General features: G+C 64.4%; 17 protein-coding genes. 6 read left to right on the plus strand and 11 right to left on the minus strand.

Annotated features, from left to right (window positions below; all coding sequences use genetic code 11):
* Positions 1-6: 6 nt before the first annotated feature.
* The 5 genes from C9I57_RS04875 to C9I57_RS04895 form a co-directional block, all read right to left on the minus strand.
* Entirely contained in the window at positions 7-1,371 is a 1,365-nt protein-coding gene (locus tag C9I57_RS04875; RefSeq protein ID WP_440130179.1) for a type II and III secretion system protein family protein, read from the minus strand.
* A 271-nt stretch (positions 1,372-1,642) separates the two neighbouring features.
* Entirely contained in the window at positions 1,643-2,554 is a 912-nt protein-coding gene (cpaB, locus tag C9I57_RS04880) for a Flp pilus assembly protein CpaB (RefSeq protein WP_107149515.1), read from the minus strand.
* A 10-nt stretch (positions 2,555-2,564) separates the two neighbouring features.
* On the minus strand, positions 2,565-3,032 hold the full coding sequence (locus C9I57_RS04885) for a TadE/TadG family type IV pilus assembly protein (RefSeq protein WP_107149516.1): 468 nt from the start codon (positions 3,030-3,032) through the stop codon (positions 2,565-2,567).
* On the minus strand, positions 3,029-3,529 hold the full coding sequence (locus C9I57_RS04890; protein ID WP_107149517.1) for an A24 family peptidase: 501 nt from the start codon (positions 3,527-3,529) through the stop codon (positions 3,029-3,031). Before C9I57_RS04890 ends, C9I57_RS04885 begins: the two co-directional genes overlap by 4 nt.
* Positions 3,530-3,655: 126 nt before the next feature.
* Positions 3,656-3,856, minus strand: coding sequence for a Flp family type IVb pilin (locus tag C9I57_RS04895; RefSeq protein ID WP_107149518.1), 201 nt, complete (start codon positions 3,854-3,856; stop codon positions 3,656-3,658).
* A 609-nt stretch (positions 3,857-4,465) separates the two neighbouring features.
* Between C9I57_RS04895 and C9I57_RS04900 the strand changes: the two genes are divergently transcribed.
* The 4 genes from C9I57_RS04900 to C9I57_RS04915 all read left to right on the plus strand — a co-directional run bounded on the left by C9I57_RS04900 (position 4,466) and on the right by C9I57_RS04915 (position 9,925).
* Entirely contained in the window at positions 4,466-5,884 is a 1,419-nt protein-coding gene (locus tag C9I57_RS04900) for a collagen-like triple helix repeat-containing protein (RefSeq protein WP_258187503.1), read from the plus strand.
* 156 nt (positions 5,885-6,040) lie between these two features.
* Positions 6,041-7,231 carry a collagen-like triple helix repeat-containing protein gene (locus tag C9I57_RS04905; RefSeq protein ID WP_258187504.1) on the plus strand — a complete coding sequence of 397 codons (1,191 nt, stop codon included), beginning with the start codon at positions 6,041-6,043 and terminating at the stop codon, positions 7,229-7,231.
* A 197-nt stretch (positions 7,232-7,428) separates the two neighbouring features.
* Positions 7,429-9,174 (plus strand): ShlB/FhaC/HecB family hemolysin secretion/activation protein, encoded by a 1,746-nt coding sequence (locus tag C9I57_RS04910; RefSeq protein ID WP_107149521.1) that lies wholly within the window; start codon positions 7,429-7,431, stop codon positions 9,172-9,174.
* 265 nt (positions 9,175-9,439) lie between these two features.
* Positions 9,440-9,925: a DUF2147 domain-containing protein gene (locus tag C9I57_RS04915; protein WP_107149730.1), complete on the plus strand. Its 486-nt coding sequence runs from the start codon at positions 9,440-9,442 to the stop codon at positions 9,923-9,925.
* A gap of 78 nt (positions 9,926-10,003) precedes the next feature.
* Here C9I57_RS04915 and C9I57_RS04920 read toward each other — a convergent pair whose 3' ends face one another.
* The 6 genes from C9I57_RS04920 to typA all read right to left on the minus strand — a co-directional run bounded on the left by C9I57_RS04920 (position 10,004) and on the right by typA (position 19,547).
* Positions 10,004-10,408, minus strand: a complete 405-nt coding sequence (locus C9I57_RS04920) for a transposase (RefSeq protein WP_107149522.1) — start codon at positions 10,406-10,408, stop codon at positions 10,004-10,006.
* A gap of 131 nt (positions 10,409-10,539) precedes the next feature.
* Positions 10,540-11,637 carry a cell division protein ZapE gene (gene zapE / locus C9I57_RS04925; protein WP_107149731.1) on the minus strand — a complete coding sequence of 366 codons (1,098 nt, stop codon included), beginning with the start codon at positions 11,635-11,637 and terminating at the stop codon, positions 10,540-10,542.
* Between the two features lie 132 nt (positions 11,638-11,769).
* The gene (gene lpdA, locus C9I57_RS04930) at positions 11,770-13,200 is read right to left on the minus strand and encodes a dihydrolipoyl dehydrogenase (RefSeq protein WP_107149523.1); all 1,431 of its coding nucleotides are present in this window, start codon (positions 13,198-13,200) and stop codon (positions 11,770-11,772) included.
* A 12-nt stretch (positions 13,201-13,212) separates the two neighbouring features.
* Positions 13,213-14,487, minus strand: coding sequence for a 2-oxoglutarate dehydrogenase complex dihydrolipoyllysine-residue succinyltransferase (odhB, locus tag C9I57_RS04935; protein ID WP_107149524.1), 1,275 nt, complete (start codon positions 14,485-14,487; stop codon positions 13,213-13,215).
* Between the two features lie 131 nt (positions 14,488-14,618).
* On the minus strand, positions 14,619-17,474 hold the full coding sequence (locus C9I57_RS04940) for a 2-oxoglutarate dehydrogenase E1 component (RefSeq protein WP_107149525.1): 2,856 nt from the start codon (positions 17,472-17,474) through the stop codon (positions 14,619-14,621).
* A 246-nt stretch (positions 17,475-17,720) separates the two neighbouring features.
* Positions 17,721-19,547, minus strand: a complete 1,827-nt coding sequence (gene typA, locus C9I57_RS04945; RefSeq protein WP_107149526.1) for a translational GTPase TypA — start codon at positions 19,545-19,547, stop codon at positions 17,721-17,723.
* Positions 19,548-19,850: 303 nt separating this feature from the next.
* Here typA and C9I57_RS04950 point away from each other — a divergent pair, with 303 nt between their 5' ends.
* Positions 19,851-20,327 carry a MarR family winged helix-turn-helix transcriptional regulator gene (locus C9I57_RS04950; RefSeq protein ID WP_107149732.1) on the plus strand — a complete coding sequence of 159 codons (477 nt, stop codon included), beginning with the start codon at positions 19,851-19,853 and terminating at the stop codon, positions 20,325-20,327.
* 26 nt (positions 20,328-20,353) lie between these two features.
* Positions 20,354-21,853, plus strand: coding sequence for an efflux transporter outer membrane subunit (locus C9I57_RS04955; protein WP_107149527.1), 1,500 nt, complete (start codon positions 20,354-20,356; stop codon positions 21,851-21,853).
* Positions 21,854-21,911 lie beyond the last annotated feature (58 nt).

A 21,911-nucleotide genomic window follows, 5' to 3' on the forward strand; every position in this document is an offset into this window, starting at 1 on the left:
CCGCGTTCACTGCGAAAACCCCGGCCCGGCATCGCGCGAGAGCGCGCCGCCGAGATAGCTGCGCCACACCGGCGCGTTGCGCTGCTCCGTCTGCTCGCCCGGCGTCGCCGGCAAACGCGCGCCCTTCGCCAGCGGCGACACGAGATGCGGCGTGACGATGATGACGAGCTCCTCGTCGCTTTGCGAATAGTTGAGCTGCTTGAAGAAGGCGCCGATGATCGGCAGATCACCGAGCAACGGCACCTTGCTGACGTTCGAACGCGTCTCGCGATCGACGAGTCCGCCGATGACGAAGCTTTCGCCGTCGCCGAGCTCGACCGTCGTATCGGCGCGGCGCGTCGTGATGGCGGGCACCGAAACACCGTTGATCGTGACGGCGTTCTGAAAATCGAGCTCGCTCGCTTCAGGCGCCACTTTCAGGGCGATGCGCGTGGGGCTCAGTACGGTCGGCGTCAGCGTCAGCCCGACGCCATACGGCTTGTATTCGATCGACGTCGTGCCGAGACCTTCGGGCACCGGCACCGGGATCTCGCCGCCTGCGAGAAAGCTCGCGCTCTGCCCGGAAAGGGCGACTAGCGTCGGCTCGGCCAGCACACGCGCGAGGTTGTTGCTTTCAAGCAAGCTCAAATCCGAAAAAATGCCGTGCGTAGCCGAGCTGAAAACGAGATTGAAGGCCGACGAGATCGACGACGTGATCGCGGGGCCGATCTGCGTACTCGTCGCCGGTGAAACCTGCGTCGGCGGAACCGTCACGCTCGTCGGCGTCGATGGACTGAACGTGCCGAACGAAAAGCCGTTGTTTTGGCGAGCGAAGTTGAACCCCGCTTGCTTGAGCACCGTCCGGCTGAACTCCACGACTCGCACATCGACCTGCACGACGCCCGGCGTCGCGATCGTCGAAATATCGGTCACATTGCCATCGCCCTTGCCCTTCGCGGCCCTTGCCGTGGCGAGCGCGCGCTGATGCGACTGCATCGTCGGCGTGGCACCCGAAACGAGGGTCTCGGCGCCGAGCGTTCTCACGCGCGGCGTGGAACTGTCGAGCAGCGCCGCGGCCAGACCCGGGCGGACCTCCACGGCGTAAGTCGTCGGGGCCGGGCGGCCTTTCGTCCATAGCATCAAATTCGTCGTGCCGGCCGATTTGCCGACGAGCAAGACGGCGCCATTTTGCGCACCGCCCTTCACGACGAGGACGTCGGCTACCGCCGGATCGCCGATTGCAACGCGCGCGAGCGGTCCTCCCGTTCCGATCTGCCGCTGGTCTCCCACTGTGAGCGAGATCGTCCGCCGCGCCGCATGAGCGTCTTCGTTGGCGCCCGCGCCCGATGCGCCCGATGCGCCCGATGCGCCCGATGCGTCCGTTGCCTCCATTGCCTCTGCTGCTTGCGTCGCCGTGCCCGCGAGCGAAGCCGCGCCCGCCACACTCGGGCCCAACGCGAGTGCGATTCCGCATACGACGGCGCATGCGGACGCGCCCCGTCTCCTCACCGCCAATATGCTTGCCATGTAATCGGCCCCTCGCGTCAGGCCTTTTGCTGTTTAGTGTTCTCGTCGACCGCCGTCGAATCGGCGCGGGTCCTCGAAGCCCGCCACCGATCTGCCGCCCGTCTCGGCGCACGCGCCGCCGTTCGCCCCGCTCGCCTCAATAAGCGAGCGTTTCGGCGCGCCCCCCTCGTATCACTTCGATCTGTCGCTCACCGGCGCCGCCCGCATGACGAACCGCCGGCTGGGCCGCCCGCGTTCCCTCGCTGCCCGAGAGCGCGCTCAGCGTGACGCCGGCCGCCGCGAGCGAGGAAGGCGTCGGGTCCGCGCGCCCGCTCGACGCTGATCCCGCACCGGGCTGCGCGAACCACTTCGGATCGGCAATCTCGTCATCGCGCGGATTGCGCAACGCAAGCAGCAGGTGGCCCGCGCTATCGGCAAGCGCAAGGCGGTCCACTTCGGCAGTCGGCACGGCCAGCACGGCGGTCCGCGAATGGACCGCGCGCTCGCCCGGATTGCCGCCGCCCGGCAGCGAATCGCCGTACGCGAGCACGCGCACGCGCGAAAGAAGCAGCCGCGCTTGCGAGCGCGTGATTTCCGAATGTGCGTCGGCCCCGCCGCTCTCGCGCTTCAGCGTCAGGAAGACATCGACGAAGTTGCCCGGACGCACGCGCTCACCGACGGCACTGGCATCGTCCACGCGCACGGCCACCGCGCGCTGGCCGGGCTCGACCTGTTCGGCGAAGCCAGACGACAACTGGACGTCGAATACCGGCGTGCCGGGCTCGATATCGGCGAGCGGCACGCGCTTCGCCAGCAGTTCGGTTTGCCCGAAGGTGCCGCTCGGCCGCACAGGCAGCCGTTCGATCCGAAGCGCATCGGTGCCGATCGCTTGCCCAGCGGGCAACCGGCGAGCCGCGACGACGACAGGAAACGTAACCTGCGCCGTCGGCGCGACGCGCGCGAGAGGCGACGGCTGCACGGGACGGCGGCTCAACGTCCAGGCGAAGAGCCCAAGAACGAGCGCCGCCGCGATCAGCGCACCGGCCAGAATCTTCGTGACGTTCACCATGTCGCGCGTTTCAAAGTAGGTTTTCCGGGTTGACCTGTACCGTCGCCGCACTCGTCAACGTACGCGGCACCGCAAGGCTGAGGAGCGGCAGCGTCGGCACGAGCGGATGGCCCGCGTAGTCATAGCTCAGCGTGAGCTCGATGCAGTCCATCGTCGCGTCGTAGCTGCACGTGCTCGCCTGTGCCGAGCACGTTGCATTGGCGGCAAGCCAGGCGGCAGCCTTGCTCGCCACCGTGCATGCGGTCTGCCCGCGCGCGGCTAGTGCCGCACCCGCGTTCGAAGCGTTCTGGTAGTTGAGCGCCGCGCGCGCGCCTTCCTCAGCCGCGAGCGTAAGGTTCTGTTGGGCGACGAGGATCACGCTGTAGGTGACGAGGCCATACAGCATCGCGAAGAGCAACGGAAAAATCAGCGCGAATTCGACGACCGCTGAACCGCGCGCCGCCGCCGAATGACGACCGTCCCGTCGCAGGCGCCTCATGCGTGCCCCCCGGCGAGCCGACGACCGACCATCAGCAGCCCGGCGGCGGCCACGAGCAGCGCCGCGTAAGGGGCCCCGCGCCGCGTTCCGACCGTGAACGTCGGCTGGCCCCGACGCCAAAGCGCCGACATAGGCATGCGAGCCGCGACGAGCAGCGTAACCGCATGCAGCGCGGCAGCGATGCTCGCCATGCACCAAAGATCGATGAGCGCGCGAACGCCGCACCACGCGCCAAGCACAGCGAACACCTTCACGTCCGCGGCCCCCATCACGCGCATCAGAAAGAACGGCAACACGGCGAGAAAGCCGAGCGCCGCTCCTTGCGCCGCTTGCACGGCGGTGATGCCGAACGGACTCATCCGCATGAGCGAGCAAGCCGAGGCAACCGCGAGGCCAACGACCGCCAATGCATTGGGAACGCGACGCGTCCGGCAATCCCAAATCGCAACGGCCGCAGCCCATGCGGTAAAGACGATAGCTCCGGGCGCGATCGGCATTTAATAAAACTCAACAAATGCAAAATAAAAGGGGAAGCGGCAATCGACAATCCAATGAAGCATTCGCTGAAACCATTCTTTGGGATTGATCGACTTACTGCATCATGGTGTGGCGCCGGAGCCAGATCATGTACCGGAACCGGAGCCCGAGCTTTTCGCCTGGACGGTTATGTAGCCCGCGATGTTTGTAAATGCCGTGGATAGGCTTGAACTAAGCGTACCCAACGAGGTAACGATCGCTATCGCAACAAGCCCCGCAATCAAAGCATATTCGATCGCGGTGACACCCCGTTCTTCCTTGATAAACCGACGGATCAAGCTGGCCATTCTGCATTCCTCGCAAATCTTGCCGTGGGCGTGCGAAATCGATTCTTAAGGGCGCGTCCCCGCCGGCCAGACGCGCTTCACGCGTGCTATGCCTCCGCTGGTATTACCCCATCATGCGAATTCTTGTCGACGCCCCACCGCTTATGGATGGTTGGTGGTACAGGTCTAGTCGAAGCAACGCAAACGAAAGGAATCGATAGCAGCCTCCGTTCTATCAGGACCCTTGCTCGGGCGAATCCGGCCTGCGGCAAACGATACATCGCGACTTTACCCTTCTGTATCGCGGCTTGGCACCCCCTAAGTTGGGAGTCACGCCAGTTTAGATTAAAACCACTAAATTACTAGCCCCCTTCGGCAACGTTACGTTCCCGCGTAGTAACAAGGCTATTAGTCGTTACGTTACGCGCATCCAAACGAGCCCATAAAAACAGCCGCCACGATCCGCCCACTCCGTTCGCCCCGCTACGCTTTTTATCCTCCAAAGCCTTTAACGACGGGCACAGCTTCGATCCGCGCTTTTGAGCGCACGCGTTTTATACGTCCAATTGGCATGGGGCTTGCAGACCGGGGGCTCGCAGCAATCTCAACCAATGACAAGCGAGCGACATCATGCGGATTCCAACGAGTGACGGGGTACTCAGGATTACGTCGACGGCCACGGCCATAGCCGTCGCATTGACTCTCACGGCGTGCGGAGGCTCGGGCAGTTTGAGCCAGGGTCTTGGTGCGAATGGAGGCGGATCGGGAGAGACGCTTTCGACGACGGGCGGCGCGAACGGCACCCCATCGCCATCGCCGAGTCCATCGCCCAGCCCGTCGCCTTCTCCTTCCCCGTCACCGACGCCGACACCCACGCCTCAAGCCAATGCCGTCGGCAAAGCCGTCGGCGATGCAGGCGGAATCGTGAGCGCCGCGGGCTCCACGGTCTCGGGCATCGGCTCGACGATCGGCTCGCAAAGCCTGCCGGGCGTCAGCGCCCAAACGACGCAAGACCTCGGCGGCGTCGTCCAGAGCGTGGGCGCCGCTGTGTCGACGCTCGGCAACGGCGTCTCGCAGGGGCTCGGTCAACTCGGCGCAACCCAGAATCCGATCGGCACCACCGTCGCGAGCACAGGTCCGACGGTGGGCCAGCTCGGCAACGCCGTCACGGATGCGGGCAATTTCGTCACGAGCGTCGGCTCGAGCGGTGCGCTCTCGCCGCTTTCACCCGTCACCACGCCGCTCGGCACCGCCTTGTCGACCGTCGGCGGCGCGGTGACGAACGCGGGCGCGACGCTCGGCAACGCGTTGTCGACCGGCCCGGTCGAGCAACTCACGCAACAGCTCAGCACGACGATCACGCCCATCACGTCGACGCTCGGCACAACGACGCAGAACGTAGGAACGACGACGGGCGTCGGCCCGCAGTTCTCGAACCTACTGACGACGACGGGCAATGCACTCAGTCAGGCGGGAACAACCGTGGCGACCGCGGGCGGCGGCAACGCCGTGACCACCGGCGTCGGCGGCGTCCTGTCGGCGACGGGCAACACGGTAGCGGCGGTCGGCGGCCTCACCACGGGTGGCGCGAGCGGCAACCCGCTCGCGCCGATCACCGGCGTGCTGGGTGGACTAACAGGAGGAACGACGGGCTCGAATCCGTTGGGCGCGCTCGGCACCACGCTTTCGAGCGTGAGCGGCGCGCTTGGCGGCGCGAGTGGCGCGGGCAATCTTCTCGCCCCGGTCACGGGAGCGGTCAGTTCGATCACCAGCACGGCAGGCAGCGGAACGGCAGGCGGAGGCAACCCGCTCGCGCCGGTCACGGGTACCGTCACCGCGCTCACGAGCACGTTGGGGAACGCAGCGGGCGGCGCTGGAGGCGGCACTTCGAAGAGCGGTTCGCCGCTCGCGCCGGTCACCGGCTTGCTGTCGAGCGTCACCGGCGCGCTGACGAATACGGTCGGCGCAGGCGCCACGGGGCAGACGAACCCGTTTTCGGGCCTGACCTCGCTGACCGGCGCGCTGACGGGCGCCCTTGGCAAGAAGTAGCGGCGTAGCGGCCGCGCGAGCCGCCGGCCGCGAGATGTTTGCGGCCTGGCACATCCGGCCTTCGGCGGGCACGAAGCACGAAAGACGAAGCCCGCCATTTCCCTGCGTGCGCCCAATCAAGCAACGCGCGCGGCAGCAGACCACGAGGAGCACATCATGTTCAAATCGCATCGTTCATTCGTTCGCACTGCACGCACCACGGCATGGCGCGCGCCGCTCACCGCTATTGCCTTTGCTTGCCTGCTGGCCGCATGCGCCGACGACGGCACCAGCTTGCCCGCTTCCACCGGCCCCAGCACGAACAGCAATAGCGGCGGCGGCTCGCAGCAGACGACGAATTCGCAAGGCACCCAGGGCACGGTGACGACGGTCGGCAAGACGGCCACCGATCTCGGCAGCACGATCGCAGCGACGACGATTCCAGGCGTGAGCCCGGGCGTCACGCAAGGCCTCGGCAACTCAGTCGGCGCGACGGGCTCGGTGATCGACAGCGCCGCCAACGCGCTCGCGAGCGGCCTCGGGCAAACAGGCACCGTCTCCGATCCAGTCGGCACCACGGCGGCCGGATTGGGTTCGACCGTCAGCTCGACGAGCGGCGTGATCGCAGGCGCGGCCGCGGCCGTCGATGCGCTCGGCACCGGCAACCTGTCGGCGCTCTCGCCGGTCACGACACCGACCGCCGGGGCTCTTTACACGGCCGCCAACGGCGTCGATGCCGCAGGTCAAATCCTCGGCAGCCAGCTCGCCTCGCCGGCCGTCCAGCAGGTCACCCAGCCCGTCAGCGGCGCCATCACGCCGCTCGTCATCACGCTCGGCCAGACGACCCAGGCCGTGGGCACGACGACCGGCCTCGGTGCGCCAACCGCCAATCTCCTCGGTCAAATCGGCGGCGCCGTGCAGGCCGCCGGCGCGCAACTGAGCAGCACCACCTCGCCGAACCTGCTCGGCGGCGACCTCGGTCAGCTCGTGACGAGCGTCGGCAAAACGGTAACGAATGCCGGCGGGCTCGTCGATCCGCAGGCGCCGAACGGTGTCGCGCCCATCCCCGGGCTGATCACGAGTCTCGTGGGCAGCTCGAACACGACGGTCCCCGCCGGCACCACTTCCAGCACGGCAACGAGCGCGTCGCTACCGCTGCTTGGCGGGCTGCTCGGCAGCTCGAGCAGCGGCCCGCGCGCGGTCACCTCGCCGATCGGCGGAGGCTCGGCGGGCGGATCGAATCCGCTCGGCGGCCTCACGAGCGCGGTCGGCTCGCTGACGGGCTCCGCCTCGGGTGGCGGATCGAGCGTCGGCGGCGTGCTCGGCTCACTGCTCGGCAACGGCCTGCCGCTCGGCAAATTGCCGTGATGCTCAGGTAACGCTCGAAAGAGGTAGAGCCGGCACGTCGCTCTCTCGCGTGCCGGCAAAGCTGATGACGAAGCACGCTTACTTCGCGACGCAAGAGCGAGCGAAGCATGCACCGGCTCGGCACAAGAGCCGGAGCCGAGAGAGCACAGAACGAACAAAGAAGACTCAACAAAAATACGGCCAAACGAGGAATAAAAATGGTTAGGAATACTAATCAAACGATCGCGCTCGTGCTGATCGCGGCGAGTGCGACGATGACGGCGAACGCACAAACGAGGCCGGCGCCGGGCGGCGCGTTGCCGGGCGGCATTACCGGCACGCCGACGGGAGGCGCGCCGGTCACCGGAAATCCGCTGCAGGCGTTGCCGCAGGTCGCCGAGCCGCGGACATCGCCAAACGTGACCGTTCAGGTCGAAAAGCAAACGTCTCAGCTTCAGCAGTTGCTCGCCACGCATCTGACGCCTTCGAAGATTCAAATCGACGGCGTGAAGGCGATCCCGTTCTCCGACGTTGCTCAACGCTTCACACCGCTCGTTGGCAAGGACATCACGGTCGGCCAGCTGATCGAGACGGCCAACGATGTCACGAAGCTTTATCAGCAGCGCGGATACGCGCTCTCGTTCGCATTCGTTCCCGCGCAAACGTTCGAAAACGGCGTCGTGCGCGTGACGGTCGTCGAAGGATACGTCGCCTCGATCAACGTGACGGGAAAGCCGGGCCGCGCGGAGCGCAAGATCCGCGAGATCGCGGAACACATCCGCAATGAGCGGCCATTGCGGCGCGCGACGTTCGAGCGCTATATCAATACGCTCGGACTGCTGCCGGGCATCACCGTCGCGGCCACGGTGCCTCCGCCGAAAACGACGGACGGCGCGACAACGCTCGATCTCAACGTCGATCGCAAACCGTTCAACGTCGGCACGGGGATCGACTTCCACCATCCCGGCGTGCAGGGCCTCGTCACGGCGACTGAGACGAGCCTCACCTCGCTCGGGGAGCAGTTGAGCGTGTCGGCGCTCGTGCCGAAGGGGCGTGACAATCAAACGTATTACGCCGCGAGCGGCGCGTTGCCGATCGGGAGTAACGGCCTCGTTGCGCGCGTCGACGCATCGCACTACCACGGGAACCCTGTCGACAATCCGGGCTTGCCGTCATACGTCCAACGCACCGTCGTCAACGACAAGCTCGGGGTGTCGGCCGCCTATCCGCTCTTTCTCAGCAACGCGCACAAAGTCATCGGCACGGTGAGCGGCTACGCCTCGCACGACGAGAACAGCTACCTCAACACGCTCAACGGCGCCGAAATCGGACTTCGCTCGCAAGTCCGCGTCGTGCAGGCCCAGATCGACTACACCGAAGTCGAGACGAATCAAGTGCGCCGTGCGAGCGTGAACGTCGCGAAGGCATTCGACATCCTCGGCGCTTCGAAGTCGGGCGACACGAACGTTCCGGGCGCTATCGAGACGAATCCCGTATCGCTGACATTCGTGCGCACCGGCGTGAGTTTCTCCCAGACGAATCAGTGGCCGCTGAAAATTGGAACCGCCGTATCTTTCACGGGCCAATACAGCCCCGATTCGCTCCCGACGTCGGAACAGATCGCCTTCGGCGCGCAACGCTTCGCGCAAGGCTACCAACCGGGTGAAGCCTCGGGCGATTCCGGCTGGGGCGCCTCATTCGAGGTCAATCGACCTATCGCAATCGGCATGCGTTACCTGCAGACATTCACGCCCTATGTTTCGTTCGATATGGCGCGCGTTTATCTGCACTCCGGCGCGCCGTCGCCAAATAAGCTCTCATCGGTCTCGCTCGGGTTGCGCATCAGCGACAGCAAGCACTACAGCCTCGATCTCTCGATTGCGAAAGCCGTCGCCGATGCGCCGATCGAGAGCCCGTCACGCAGCCCGCGCATCAATGCGACGTTTTCTTATCAGCTCTTTTGAGCGCAGTGGCGCCGGCAATGGTGCTCGGCCGGCCGCAACGGGATGCCCATGCGAGAACAATCGAGATCAGATTAGAGCATCCACTTTAGGCGATGACCGATCGCCAGCGCGTATCCTGCGCACATTCGAAGCAAAAAAGAAAAGAAGAGAAGCGCCGCGTTAAAGCCGATGAGCTGGCGCGCGGCAGCGCTGACAAAGGATCGACCCAAGGGAGGAAGACATGGCACATTGGAAAAACGATGGCGAAGCAATCGCGCATGCAGCAATGCGGCGCATGGGCTTAGGTGTAGCACTCGCTGGCTTGCTGCTGACGAGCACCGCCACGGCGTTTGCCGACACGGCGACGGATAGCCCCGTCGGCGTATGGCAGACCATCGACGATCACACTCACCAGCCGAAAGCACTCGTGCAGATCACGAAGAACGACGACGGCACACTGTCGGGCAAAGTGATCAAGGGCTTGAACCCAGCCGATTCGCCCGATCGCCGCTGCACCGAATGCACCGATGACCGCAAGGATCAGAAGATCCTTGGCATGACGATCATCAAGGAGATGAAACAAGACGGCGACCACTGGGACGGCGGCAACATCCTCGATCCCGAAAATGGGAAGGTCTACCGTTGCAAGATGCACCTCGAGGAGGGCGGCCAGAAGCTCGTCGTCCGCGGTTACATTGGCGTCTCGCTGCTGGGCCGCTCCCAGACATGGAACCGCCAGAGCGATAGCGCCGCGGCGCAGGCGCAAAACTGAGCATTCGCGAGCAACGCTCGAACGCGGCGCTCGCACCGGCAGCGCCGCGCTCGGCTCGAAATCATGTGACGCGTGCCCTCAAGCTGCCTGCTGCATGGAAGTGAGATACGCAAGCGTCGAGGGATCGACTCTCGTAAAAGGCGGTGTGGCATCCTTCCGTGGCTTGGTGTTCACGCGCATGCGCAACTGCATCGACTCGCAGAGAACCTTCGCCGCATCGCCATAGAGCTGATCGAGCACGCGCCTGAAGACGCCGGACAGATACCAGCTCTTGAAGCGCCTGTGGCACGTCTGGTAGGAAGGGTAACGGCTCGGCAGCGAAGACCAGGCCGCGCCGCTGTAAATCACCCAAAGGACGCCGTTGAGCACGGCGCGCGTATCGGCAAGCGGACGCCCGCGCGATTGCACGCGCCGCTGATGCTCAGGAAACAGCGCGACCACGCCGTGCCACTGTTCGTCGGTAATATCGCGATAAGGGGTCATGAGCGCCTCCTCCGTGAGAACAGGAAGCAAGATATGCCCCGACCGCGCCGGCGAGTATCAGAATATTCTGAATGTGCAAATCGGCGTAGGCCGTTCTCGGCGCGCCGCGTTCGCCGGGCGCTCGTCCAAGCTCAGGTCAACGACGTATCGACGAGCCGCCGCGGCGCTTCGAGATACTCGCGCGATTGCATTTCCAGGATGCGCGACACCGTCCGGGCGAATTCGTTTGCCATCGGCCCGTCGACATAGAGCACCTCGGGCGGCACGGCCGCCGACATCAGCAGTTTGACCTTGTGGTCGTAGAGGACGTCGACGAGCCACGTGAAGCGGCGCGCTTCCGATGCCATGCGCGGCGACATCTGCGGCACTTCGGAGAGGATGACCGTATGGAAGCGCGTCGCCAGCTCGAGATAATCGTTCTGCGAACGCGGGCCGCCGCAAAGCGTCGCGAAATCGAACCATACGACGCCGTCCGCGCGCCGCAACGCCTTGAGCTCACGCTTTTCGATATGGAGAATCGGGCTTTCGTCGGGCACCGCGGCCAATTGCGCGAAAGCGGCGCGCAGCGCACGGTCGGCAGCGGCGCCGAGCGGCGTGTGGTAGGCGGCCACCTGCGCCAGCGTGCGCCGGCGGTAATCGACGCCCGCGTCCACGTTGACGATGTCGAGCTGCGCCTTCAGAAGCTCGATCGCGGGCAGCACGCGGTCGCGGTGCAAGCCCTCGGGATAGAGCGTGTCGGGCTCATAGTTCGACGTCATGACGAACTGCACGCCGTTCTCGAACAGGCCCTTCAAGAGCCGATAGAGAATCATCGCATCGGCGATATCGGAGACGTGGAACTCGTCGAAGCAGATGAGCCGATAGCGCTTTGCCACGCGTCGCGCGAGCTCGTCGAGCGGATCGGCCTGCCCCTTCAATTCCTCGAGCTGGCGATGCACCTCGCGCATGAATTCGTGAAAATGGAGGCGCGTCTTGCGCTGCAGCGGCACGACCGCATAGAAGCTATCCATCAGGAAGCTCTTGCCGCGCCCCACACCGCCCCACATGTAGACGCCGCGCGGCAACTCCGGATGCAGGATCAGCTTGCGCAATGCGTTCGAGCGCCGTGCCTTGTAGGCCACCCATTCGGAATAGCATCGCTGGAGGCGCTCGATGGCTCGTAGCTGCGCGTCATCAGCGCTATAGCCGCGCTGCGTAAGCTCGTTTTCGTAATATTCGGTGACGTTCATCGCGCACTGGAAAGCACGAAGGCGAACGGGAAGCACCCCGCCCGCCTTCGCGCGCAGCAACAATGAAGACGCGGGCGAGTGCAGCGGCCCTCGAGCCGCCGCCACACGCCGCCGCACGCCTATGAGAGATGCTTACTTGTTGAGCGAGCGCTTCTCGACGCCGAGCGCCGCCTCGCGCATCACCTCGGACAGCGAGGGATGCGGATGGCAAATACGCCCGATATCTTCCGAGGCCGCCTTGAACTCCATCGCCACGACAGCTTCGGCGATCAAATCCGAGGCGTTCGCCGCAATGATGTGCACGCCGAGCAACTCGTCCGTCTTCGCGTCGGCGATCATCTTGACGAACCCGTCAGGCTTGGCGATGCCGAGCGCGCGGCCGTTGATCGAGAACGGGAACTGTCCGGTCTTGACCTCGCGGCCTTCCGCTTTCAACTGCTGCTCGGTCTTGCCGACCCACGCGATCTCAGGCTCGGTGTAAATGACCCAAGGGATGCAGTTGTAGTCGATATGCGGCTTTTGCTCGTCGATGAGCTCGGCCACCATCACACCCTCGTCTTCGGCCTTGTGCGCGAGCATCGGCCCGCGCACGACGTCGCCGATCGCATAGACGTTCGGCACCGTCGTGCGGCAGTGATCGTCGACGTCGATGAAGCCGCGCTCGTTCGCCTTGAGCCCGATCGATTCGAGGCCAAGATTGTCCGTGTTCGGCACGCGCCCGACGGAGACGACCAGCCGATCGGCTTCGAGCGTCTTCGCGTTGCCGTCCTTATCGGTATAGGCAATCGTGACGCCCTCGCCCGTCGTCTTCACCTCGTTGATATTGATACCGAGATGGATATCGAGGCCTTGCTTCTTGAAGAGCTTCGCGGCTTCCTTGGCGACCGCTTCGTCAGCGGCGCCGAGGAACTGCGGCAACGCCTCGAGCACCGTCACGTCGGCGCCGAGCCGGCGCCAGACCGAGCCGAGCTCGAGCCCGATCACGCCCGCGCCGATCACGGCGAGCTTCTTCGGTACCGCATCGAAAGCCAGTGCGCCTTCGTTGTCGGCCACGATCTTGTTGTCGACGGGTACGTTCGGCAGGTGACGCGCCTTCGAGCCCGTCGCGATGATGACGTTCTTCGCGACGACGACTTCAGGCTCGCCTTCGCCGCTCACCTCGATCCGCAAGCCGGCGTCGCTATTGCCGACGAACTTGCCGTGGCCCTTGAGCCACGTGATCTTGTTCTTCTTGAAGAGGTATTCGATGCCGCTCGTCATCTTTTCGACGATGCCGTCCTTGCGCGACATCATCTTCGCGATGTCGATCTTGACACCCTCGACGTCGATGCCGTGCTGCTCCAAATGATGCGAGGCGTTCTCAAACTCCTCCGACGACGCGAGCAGCGCCTTCGACGGAATGCAACCGACGTTGAGACACGTGCCGCCGAGCTTCAGCGCGCCGGCCGGGTTCTTCCACTTTTCGATACAGGCGACGGTCTTGCCGAGCTGCGCCGCGCGGATGGCGGCGATATAGCCGCCGGGGCCCGCGCCGATCACGACGACGTCAAATTGTTGGGACATGGGTATCCTCTTTTACAGGTCGAGCAGCAGGCGGGCCGGATCCTCGAGCGCATCCTTCATCGCGACGAGCGACAGGACGGCTTCGCGGCCGTCGATGATGCGGTGATCGTACGACAGCGCGAGATAGTTCATCGGGCGAATCACGATCTGGCCGTTTTCGACGACCGCGCGCTCCTTCGTGGCGTGCACGCCGAGAATCGCCGACTGCGGCGGGTTGATGATCGGCGTCGAGAGCATCGAGCCGAACACGCCGCCGTTCGAAATCGAGAACGTACCGCCCGTCATTTCCTCGATCGACAGCTTGCCGTCCTTGGCCTTCTGGCCGAACTCGGCGATCTTCTTCTCGATCTCGGCAAGGCTCAACTGGTCGGCGTTGCGCAGGATCGGCACGACGAGGCCGCGGGGCGAGCCGACGGCGATGCCGATGTCGAAGTAGCCGTGATAGACGATGTCCGTGCCGTCGATCGACGCGTTGACAAGCGGGAACTTCTTCAGCGCGTGAACGGCGGCCTTGACGAAGAACGACATGAAGCCGAGCTTCACGCCGTGCTCCTTCTCGAACTTGTCCTTGTACTTGTTGCGCAGGTCCATCACCGGCGCCATGTTCACTTCATTGAACGTCGTCAGGATGGCGTTCGTCTGCTGCGACTCGAGCAGACGCTCGGCGATACGCTGACGCAGACGCGACATCGGCACGCGCTGCTCGGGGCGATTCTGGAGCCAGGCCTCGCCCGAGGCGGGCGCCTTGACCTCCGGCAGCGCCGGCTTGGCGGCACGCGCGGCCGGCGCGGGGGCCGGTGCCACGCGGTTGGCCGTCACAGCGCCCGGTGCATTCGCGGCGAGCACGTCGCCCTTCGTGATGCGGCCGTCGCGGCCCGTGCCGGCGACTTGGCCGGCCGACAGGTTGTTTTCCGCCATCAGTTTGTTCGCGGCGGGCGACGCGGGCGTGCCTGCCGTGGCCCCGGCCGGTGCCGCAGCGGGCGCCGGTGCGGCGGCGGCGGCCGGCGCGGCGGCGGCTGCGGGCGCGGCGGCGGCGCCGGCCTTCGCTTCCGTGTCGATCTTCGCGAGCAGTTGCTCGGAGGTCACGGTCTCGCCATCGCTAACGACGACCTCGGAAAGAACGCCTGCCGACGGAGCGGGCACTTCGAGCACGACCTTGTCGGTCTCGATCTCGACGAGCGTTTCGTCCTGCGAGACGGCTTCACCCGGCTTCTTCTTCCATTGCAGCATCGTGCCTTCCGAAACCGACTCCGAGAAGACCGGGACCTTGACTTCAACAATAGCCATTTGATTTTCCTGAAACTCGTATCTAGTGTGGGTGCGCGAATCGGATCCGTGGCGCTTGCGCCCGCTCATTCGCGGATACGCCAAACGACACGGGAAAGCGTCGTAACGCTTTCCCGATTCCGTTCATTTCGTTATTTAGCGATCGATGCGCTCTTCAAGCGGCCGAACGCGCCTTCGACGAGCGCCTTCTGTTGCTCGTAGTGCTTCGCGTAGTAACCGACCGCTGGCGAGGCCGAAGCCGGACGTCCGCTGTAGGCCAGCTTCTGCCCTTCCTTCATGCCTTCCCGCAAGTGATGCTCGATGTAGAACCACGGGCCTTGGTTTTGCGGCTCGTCTTGCACCCACACCACTTCCGTCGCGTTGTCGTACTTCTTCATTTCCGTTTCGAACTGCTTGTGCGCGAACGGATAGAGCTGCTCGATACGAACGATCGCGACGTCGTTCGCCTTCGCTTCGCGGCGATGCGCGACGAGGTCGTAGTAGACACGGCCCGAGCAAGCGAGCACACGCTTCACCTTCTTCGCGTCGATGCCCGCATCGACTTCGCCGATGACGGTCTGGAACGCCCCACTCGCGAGTTCCGACAGATCCGAGACGGCTTCCTTGTGGCGCAGCAGCGACTTCGGCGTGAAGACGATGAGCGGCTTGCGGAACAGGCGGATCATCTGGCGGCGCAGCAGGTGGAACACCTGTGCGGGCGTCGTCGGCTGCACGACCTGCATGTTGTTCTCGCCGCAAAGCTGCAAGTAGCGCTCGATGCGCGCCGACGAGTGCTCGGGGCCCTGCCCTTCATAGCCGTGCGGCAGCAGCATCGTCAGGCCCGACACGCGGCCCCACTTGACTTCGCCCGACGAGATGAACTGGTCGATCACGACCTGCGCACCGTTCGCAAAATCGCCGAACTGCGCTTCCCAGGCGACGAGCGTATTCGGCTCGGCCGTCGAGTAGCCGTATTCGAAGCCGAGCACGGCTTCCTCGGAGAGGACCGAGTCGATGACGGCGAACTTCGCCTGACCGTCGGCGACGTTTTGCAGCGGGATGTACGTGCCGTCGTTCCAGCGCTCGCGGTTCTGATCGTGCAGCACCGCGTGACGGTGCGTGAACGTGCCGCGGCCCGAGTCCTGACCCGTGAGGCGCACCGCGTAGCCCGACGCCACGAGCGACGCATAGGCGAGGTGCTCGCCCATGCCCCAATCGAGCGGAGCGTCGCCGCGACCCATCGCGCGACGATCGTTGATGACGCGCTCGACGAGCGGATGGACCTTGAAGTTGTCGGGAACCGTCGTGATGCGCTCGGCGAGGCGCTTGAGCTCGGCGAGCGGAACGGCCGTATCGGCCGCGTCGGTCCACTTGCGGTTCAGGAACGGCACCCAGTCGACCGCGTACTTGCTCTTGTAGTTCGAGAGCACCGGATCGATGGTGTGATGGCCCTGGTCCATCGCCTCGCGATACGCCTTCACGAACGCATCGACGTCTTCGGCGCGGATCACGCCCTGCTGCACGAGCTTTTCGGCGTAGAGCGCGCGCGTGCCCGGATGCTGGGCGATCTTCTTGTACATCAGCGGCTGCGTGACGGCCGGCGTGTCCTGTTCGTTGTGGCCGAGCTTGCGGAAGCAGACGATGTCGACGACGACATCCTTTTGGAACTGCATCCGGAAATCGATCGCGAGGCGCGTGGCGAGCACGACGGCTTCGGGATCGTCGCCGTTCACGTGCAGCACAGGCGCTTCGATCATCTTGACGACGTCCGTGCAATAGAGCGTCGAGCGCGCATCGCGCGGATCGGACGTGGTGAAGCCGATCTGGTTGTTGATGACGATGTGCAGCGTGCCGTGCGTGCCGTAGCCGCGCGTTTGCGCGAGATTCAGCGTTTCCATCACGACGCCCTGGCCCGCGAACGCGGCATCGCCGTGAATCTGCACGGGCAGCACTTGCGCGCCCTGGTCGTCGCCGCGGCGGTCCATGCGCGCCTTCGCCGAGCCTTCGACCACCGGATTGACGATTTCGAGGTGCGACGGGTTGAACGCGAGCGACAGGTGAACCGGGCCGCCTTCGGTCGAGACGTCGGACGAGAAGCCCTTGTGGTATTTCACGTCGCCGGCCGGCAGATCGTCGACATGCTTGCCTTCGAATTCGGCGAACAGATCGGACGGCATCTTGCCGAGCGTATTCACGAGCACGTTCAGGCGGCCGCGGTGGGCCATGCCGATGACGATTTCCTGCACGCCCTTCGCACCCGCGTGATGAACCACTTCATCCATGGCCGCGATGAAGCTCTCGCCGCCTTCGAGCGAGAAGCGCTTCTGGCCGACGTAGCGCGTGTGCAGATAACGTTCGAGGCCTTCGGCGGCCGTCAGACGGTTGAGAATGTGCTTTTTCTTCTCGACCGGGAAATTCGGGGTGGCGCGGATCGATTCGAGCCGCTCCTGCCACCAGCGCTTTTGCTCCGGATCGCCGATGTACATGAACTCGGCGCCGATCGTGCCGCAGTAGGTGTCGCGCAGCGCCTTCACGATCTCGCGCAGCGATGCCTGCTCGAAGCCGAAGTAGAGGTTGCCCGCGCTGAATGTCTGGTCCAGATCGGCTTCGGTGAAGTCGTAGAACGCGGGTTCGAGTTCGGGGATGGCGGGGCGCTCGCGCCGTTTCAGCGGATCGAGATTAGCCCATTGCGAGCCGAGGAAGCGATAGGCGCTGATGAGGGACTGAACGTGGACTTGCTTGCGCGCGGTGGAGAGATTCTCGCCGGCTTCGCGCGGGATGAACGCGTTGGCCTTGGCGCGCTGGGCGAACGATTCGACGATGGGGCCGTGGGCCACGTCGCTCGCGTTCGTGCCGTCCGAGGCGGGAACGTTTTGCAACGCGTCGAAATATCCGCGCCAGTTCTCCGGCACCGATGCCGGATTGTCCAGATACTGCTCGTACAGTTCTTCGACGTACGGAGCATTGCCGCCGAACAGATACGAGTTCAGCTGAAATTGCTTCATCATGTTTACGCTCACTTTTCTTCGAGCTTCTCGAGAAATAGCGGGTTACTCAACCTTCCGCGACACGGCCTGACCGTTTAGCGGATTGCGCGAATCAAGTCTTGCTTGGAAGGACCTAAAACTAGCAACGCGCAGCATAGCACATAAGGGTGTTCCATATCGGGACAACTGTGCTGCGCGAACGACAAAAAGCCGCTTCAATGAGCGGCTTTTTGTCATTTTTTTCATCATTGGGTGAAACGTGGACGATCAGTCGAGCACGGCCTCGCGGCTCGCGCGGCGACGCTCGTGCTCCTTCAAATAGCGCTTGCGCAGACGAATCGACTGCGGCGTGACTTCGACGAGTTCATCGTCGTCGATGAATTCGACCGCGTATTCGAGCGTGAGCTGAATCGGCGGCACGAGTCGGACCGCCTCGTCCGTGCCCGAGGCGCGCACGTTCGTGAGCTGTTTGCCCTTGATCGGATTGACGACGAGATCGTTGTCGCGGCTGTGAATGCCGATGATCATGCCCTCGTAAAGCGCGTCGCCCGGCTTCACGAACATGCGGCCGCGATCCTGCAGCTTCCAGAGCGCATAGGCGACGGCCGCGCCGTCGTCCTGCGAAATCAGCACGCCGTTGCGCCGCTCGCCGAGCGAGCCGTCCTTGACGGGCGCGTATTCGTCGAACACATGGCTCATCAAGCCCGTGCCCCGTGTGAGCGTCATGAATTCGCCCTGAAAGCCGATCAGGCCGCGCGCCGGGATCCGATACTCGAGCCGAGTGCGGCCGCGGCCATCGGAGGCCATGTCCTGCAGCTCGCCCTTGCGGCGGCCGAGCTCCTCCATGACGCCACCCTGGTGGCCGTCTTCGACGTCGACGGTCAGCAGCTCGTACGGTTCGTGCTTCACGCCGTCGACTTCATGCATGACGACGCGCGGACGCGAAACGGCGAGCTCGTAGCCTTCCCGGCGCATGTTCTCGACGAGGATCGTGAGGTGCAGCTCGCCGCGGCCCGAGACTTCGAAAACCGTCTCGTCGCCCGTGTCGCGCACACGCAGCGCCACGTTGTGATTGAGCTCGCGCATCAGACGGTCGCGAATCTGCCGGCTCGTGACGAACTTGCCCTCTTTGCCCGCGAGCGGCGACGAGTTGACGAGAAAGTTCATCGTCAGCGTCGGCTCGTCCACCGTGATCATCGGCAGTGCTTCCGGCGTATCGGGCGCGCAGATCGTCGCGCCAATGCCGATATCCTCGATGCCGTTCACGAGCACGATATCGCCCGCCTCGGCCTCTTCGACCTGCACGCGCTCGAGCCCGCTGAACGACAGCACCTGATTGATCTTGCGGTTCAGCACTTCGCCTTCGGGGCCGAAGCGCACGACGACCGGCTGGCCCGGCTTGATCCGCCCGCGCGTGATGCGGCCGACACCGATGCGGCCCACGTAGGTCGAGTAATCGAGCGACGTGATCTGGAGCTGCAACGGCGCCTCGGGATCGGCCGGGCGCACCGGCACGTGCTCGAGAATCGCCTCGAAGAGCGGACGCATGTCGCCTTCGCGCGCGCTCGCGTCGAGCGACGCATAGCCATTGAGCCCCGATGCGTAGACGATGGGAAAGTCGAGTTGATCTTCCGTCGCGCCGAGCTTGTCGAAGAGGTCGAAAGTCTGATTGATGACCCAGTCGATGCGCGCACCGGGCCGATCGATCTTGTTGACGACGACGATCGGCTTCAGGCCGAGCGCGAGCGCCTTTTTCGTCACGAAGCGCGTCTGCGGCATCGGGCCTTCGACGGCATCGACGAGCAGCAGCACCGAATCGACCATCGAGAGGACGCGCTCGACCTCGCCGCCGAAATCGGCGTGGCCCGGCGTGTCGACGATGTTGATGTGCGTGCCCTCATATTCGACCGCGCAGTTCTTGGCGAGGATCGTGATGCCGCGCTCACGCTCGATGTCGTTCGAGTCCATCACGCGCTCGGCGATCTGCTGATTGTCGCGGAACGTGCCCGATTGGCGGAGCAGCTGGTCGACGAGCGTGGTCTTGCCATGGTCGACGTGGGCAATGATTGCGATGTTGCGGAGGGCGCGAGTCATAGGAGGCGGATCTGAAGGTTGCGCGCACGACTGAGCACGCACTTTGGAGAACTAGAAAGTATAGCACGCCCGGATGACGGGGATTGTTGCTGCGCGATCCGCCGGCGCAACGGCATTGATGCGCAGTTGCGAGCAGACTTTTTCGCCAGCTGCGAGAATACGCCTTCTCCGCGTTCGTTTAATGCGCCGGCTGGCCGGCGGACGTCGTCCATCGCTGTGCTCGTGCAATGAAATAGTTGCCGAGGCAGGTTTTTTTGGCTAAAATCATGCCTAGGCAACTATTGCAATCTCATGAAAACTGACATGACGAATTCGTCGAATCCCGTGCCGCGCGTGGTCTGCGACTTCCAGCTCGAGGAGGCCGTCGGCTACCTCCTCGCACGCACGAAGTCGAATCTCTCGAACCTCGTGACGCAGCGTACGATGAGCGAGCTCGGCATCACGAGCACGCAGGGCAGCATGCTCTTCATGATCGGCACGGGCCGCTGCCAGCTCGCCGCCGATCTCGCCCGTCACTACGGCATCGACGCGAGCGCGGTCACACGGCTCATCGATCGCCTCGAGAAGCGCAAGCTCATTTCGCGCGTGCGCAGCAGCGAGGACCGCCGGGCCGTGCGTCTCGAGCTCACGCACGAAGGCTATGCGATCGCGGCGCGCATGCCCGAGCTCTTCGGCGAGGTGACCGAGAAAGCGCTGGCCGGCTTCACGCCCGAGGAAGTCGGATTTCTGAAGACCATGCTGAGACGCATCCTCGCGAACACGGGCGAGCAATGTCCATGACTCCAATTCCAACAAAGGGCGGTGCAATGACATCTCTTCCGCATTCGTCAAGTCGATTCGGCCGTCGCGGCGGGCTAGCCGCGGCGGTAGCGGCGCTCGTGCTCGCCGGCTGTGCCAACTACGCCGGCATCAAGAGCGACAAGACCCCTCAGCCGGCCACGAGCTTCGAGACGCGGCAAAGCCTGCCGTCCGAAGGCGGGCAATGGCCCTCGCTCGACTGGGCCAGCCAGTTCGGCGATCCGCAGTTGCCGAAGCTGATCGCCGAGGCGCTCGACGGCAATCCCACGATCGCTCAGGCGCAGGCTCGTATCGCCAAGGCGCAGTCGTTCATCGAGAGTTCGCGCTCGAATCTCTCCCCGAAGGTCAACGGCAGCTATTCATACACGCGCGAGCGCTTGTCCGCGAACGGCCTTTATCCCCCGCCCTACGGCGGAAATTGGTTCTCGGATAACAATCTGCTGGCAAGCGCGTCCTGGGACCTCGATCTCTGGGGCAAGAATCGTGCGCGGCTTCAATCAGCCGTCTCGCAGGAAAAAGCCGCCGAGGCCGATTTGCAGGAAGCGCGCATCACGCTTGCTTCGTCGGTGGGGAGGGCCTATAACCAGTTGGCACAGCTCTATGCATTGCGCGACATCGCGGTGCGCGAAATCGCCAATCGCAAGGACGTCAGCGCGATCACGAACGGGCGCGTCACGGCCGGCCTCGACACGAACGTCGAAAAGCAGACCGCGCTCGGCAACATCGCGACGAGCCAGACCAACCTCTCCGATCTCGACGGCCAGATTACATCGGTGCGTTATCAGTTGGCGGCGCTGCTCGGCAAGGGGCCCGACCGCGGGCTGCAGATCGCCGAGCCTGTGCTGTCGCCGGGCGGCGCCGTGACGCTGCCCGACAATCTGCCTGCCGATCTCGTCTCGCGCCGGCCCGACATCGTCGGGGCCCGCTGGCAAATCGAAGCAGCGTTGCACGACGTCAAGGAGGCGAAAGCGGAGTTCTTCCCCGACATCAATCTGGCCGCGACGCTCGGCTTCGACACGTTCTGGTGGAGCCGCTTTTTGACGGCCGGAAGCCGCCAGATCCAGGCGGGTCCCGCGATTCACCTGCCGATCTTCGACGCGGGCGAGTTGCGCGCGCAACTCAAGGGTCGCTACGCCGATTTCGACCTCGACGTGGCCAACTACAACCAGACGCTCGTCAACGCGCTTTCGGACGTGGCGACGCAGGTGGCGTCGATCCGTGCGATCGATCGTGAGATGGGCGATGCGCAGCGGGCGCTCGACGCGTCGACCGAGGCGTACCGGCTCGCCGTGATTCGCTACAAGGCCGGCCTGTCGCCGCAGTTGCAGGTGCTGACCGCCGACGACAATCGGCTCGCCGCGGAGCAGACAGTGACGAACCTGAAGATGCGGCGTCGTGACCTGCAGCTCGCCCTGATCAAGGCGCTCGGCGGCGGCTTCGACGCACAGGCGGCCGGCGTGGCCGTCCCCGTCGCCGACGAGCGAACAATACGAACCCAAGATCGATAACTGAAATTCGACCACTCGAACCTCAGAGCAAAAGGGCCTGACAGGCCCGAGGCGAGAC

The sequence above is a fragment of the Trinickia symbiotica genome, assembly GCF_003028655.1.
Lineage (GTDB): Bacteria > Pseudomonadota > Gammaproteobacteria > Burkholderiales > Burkholderiaceae > Trinickia > Trinickia symbiotica_A.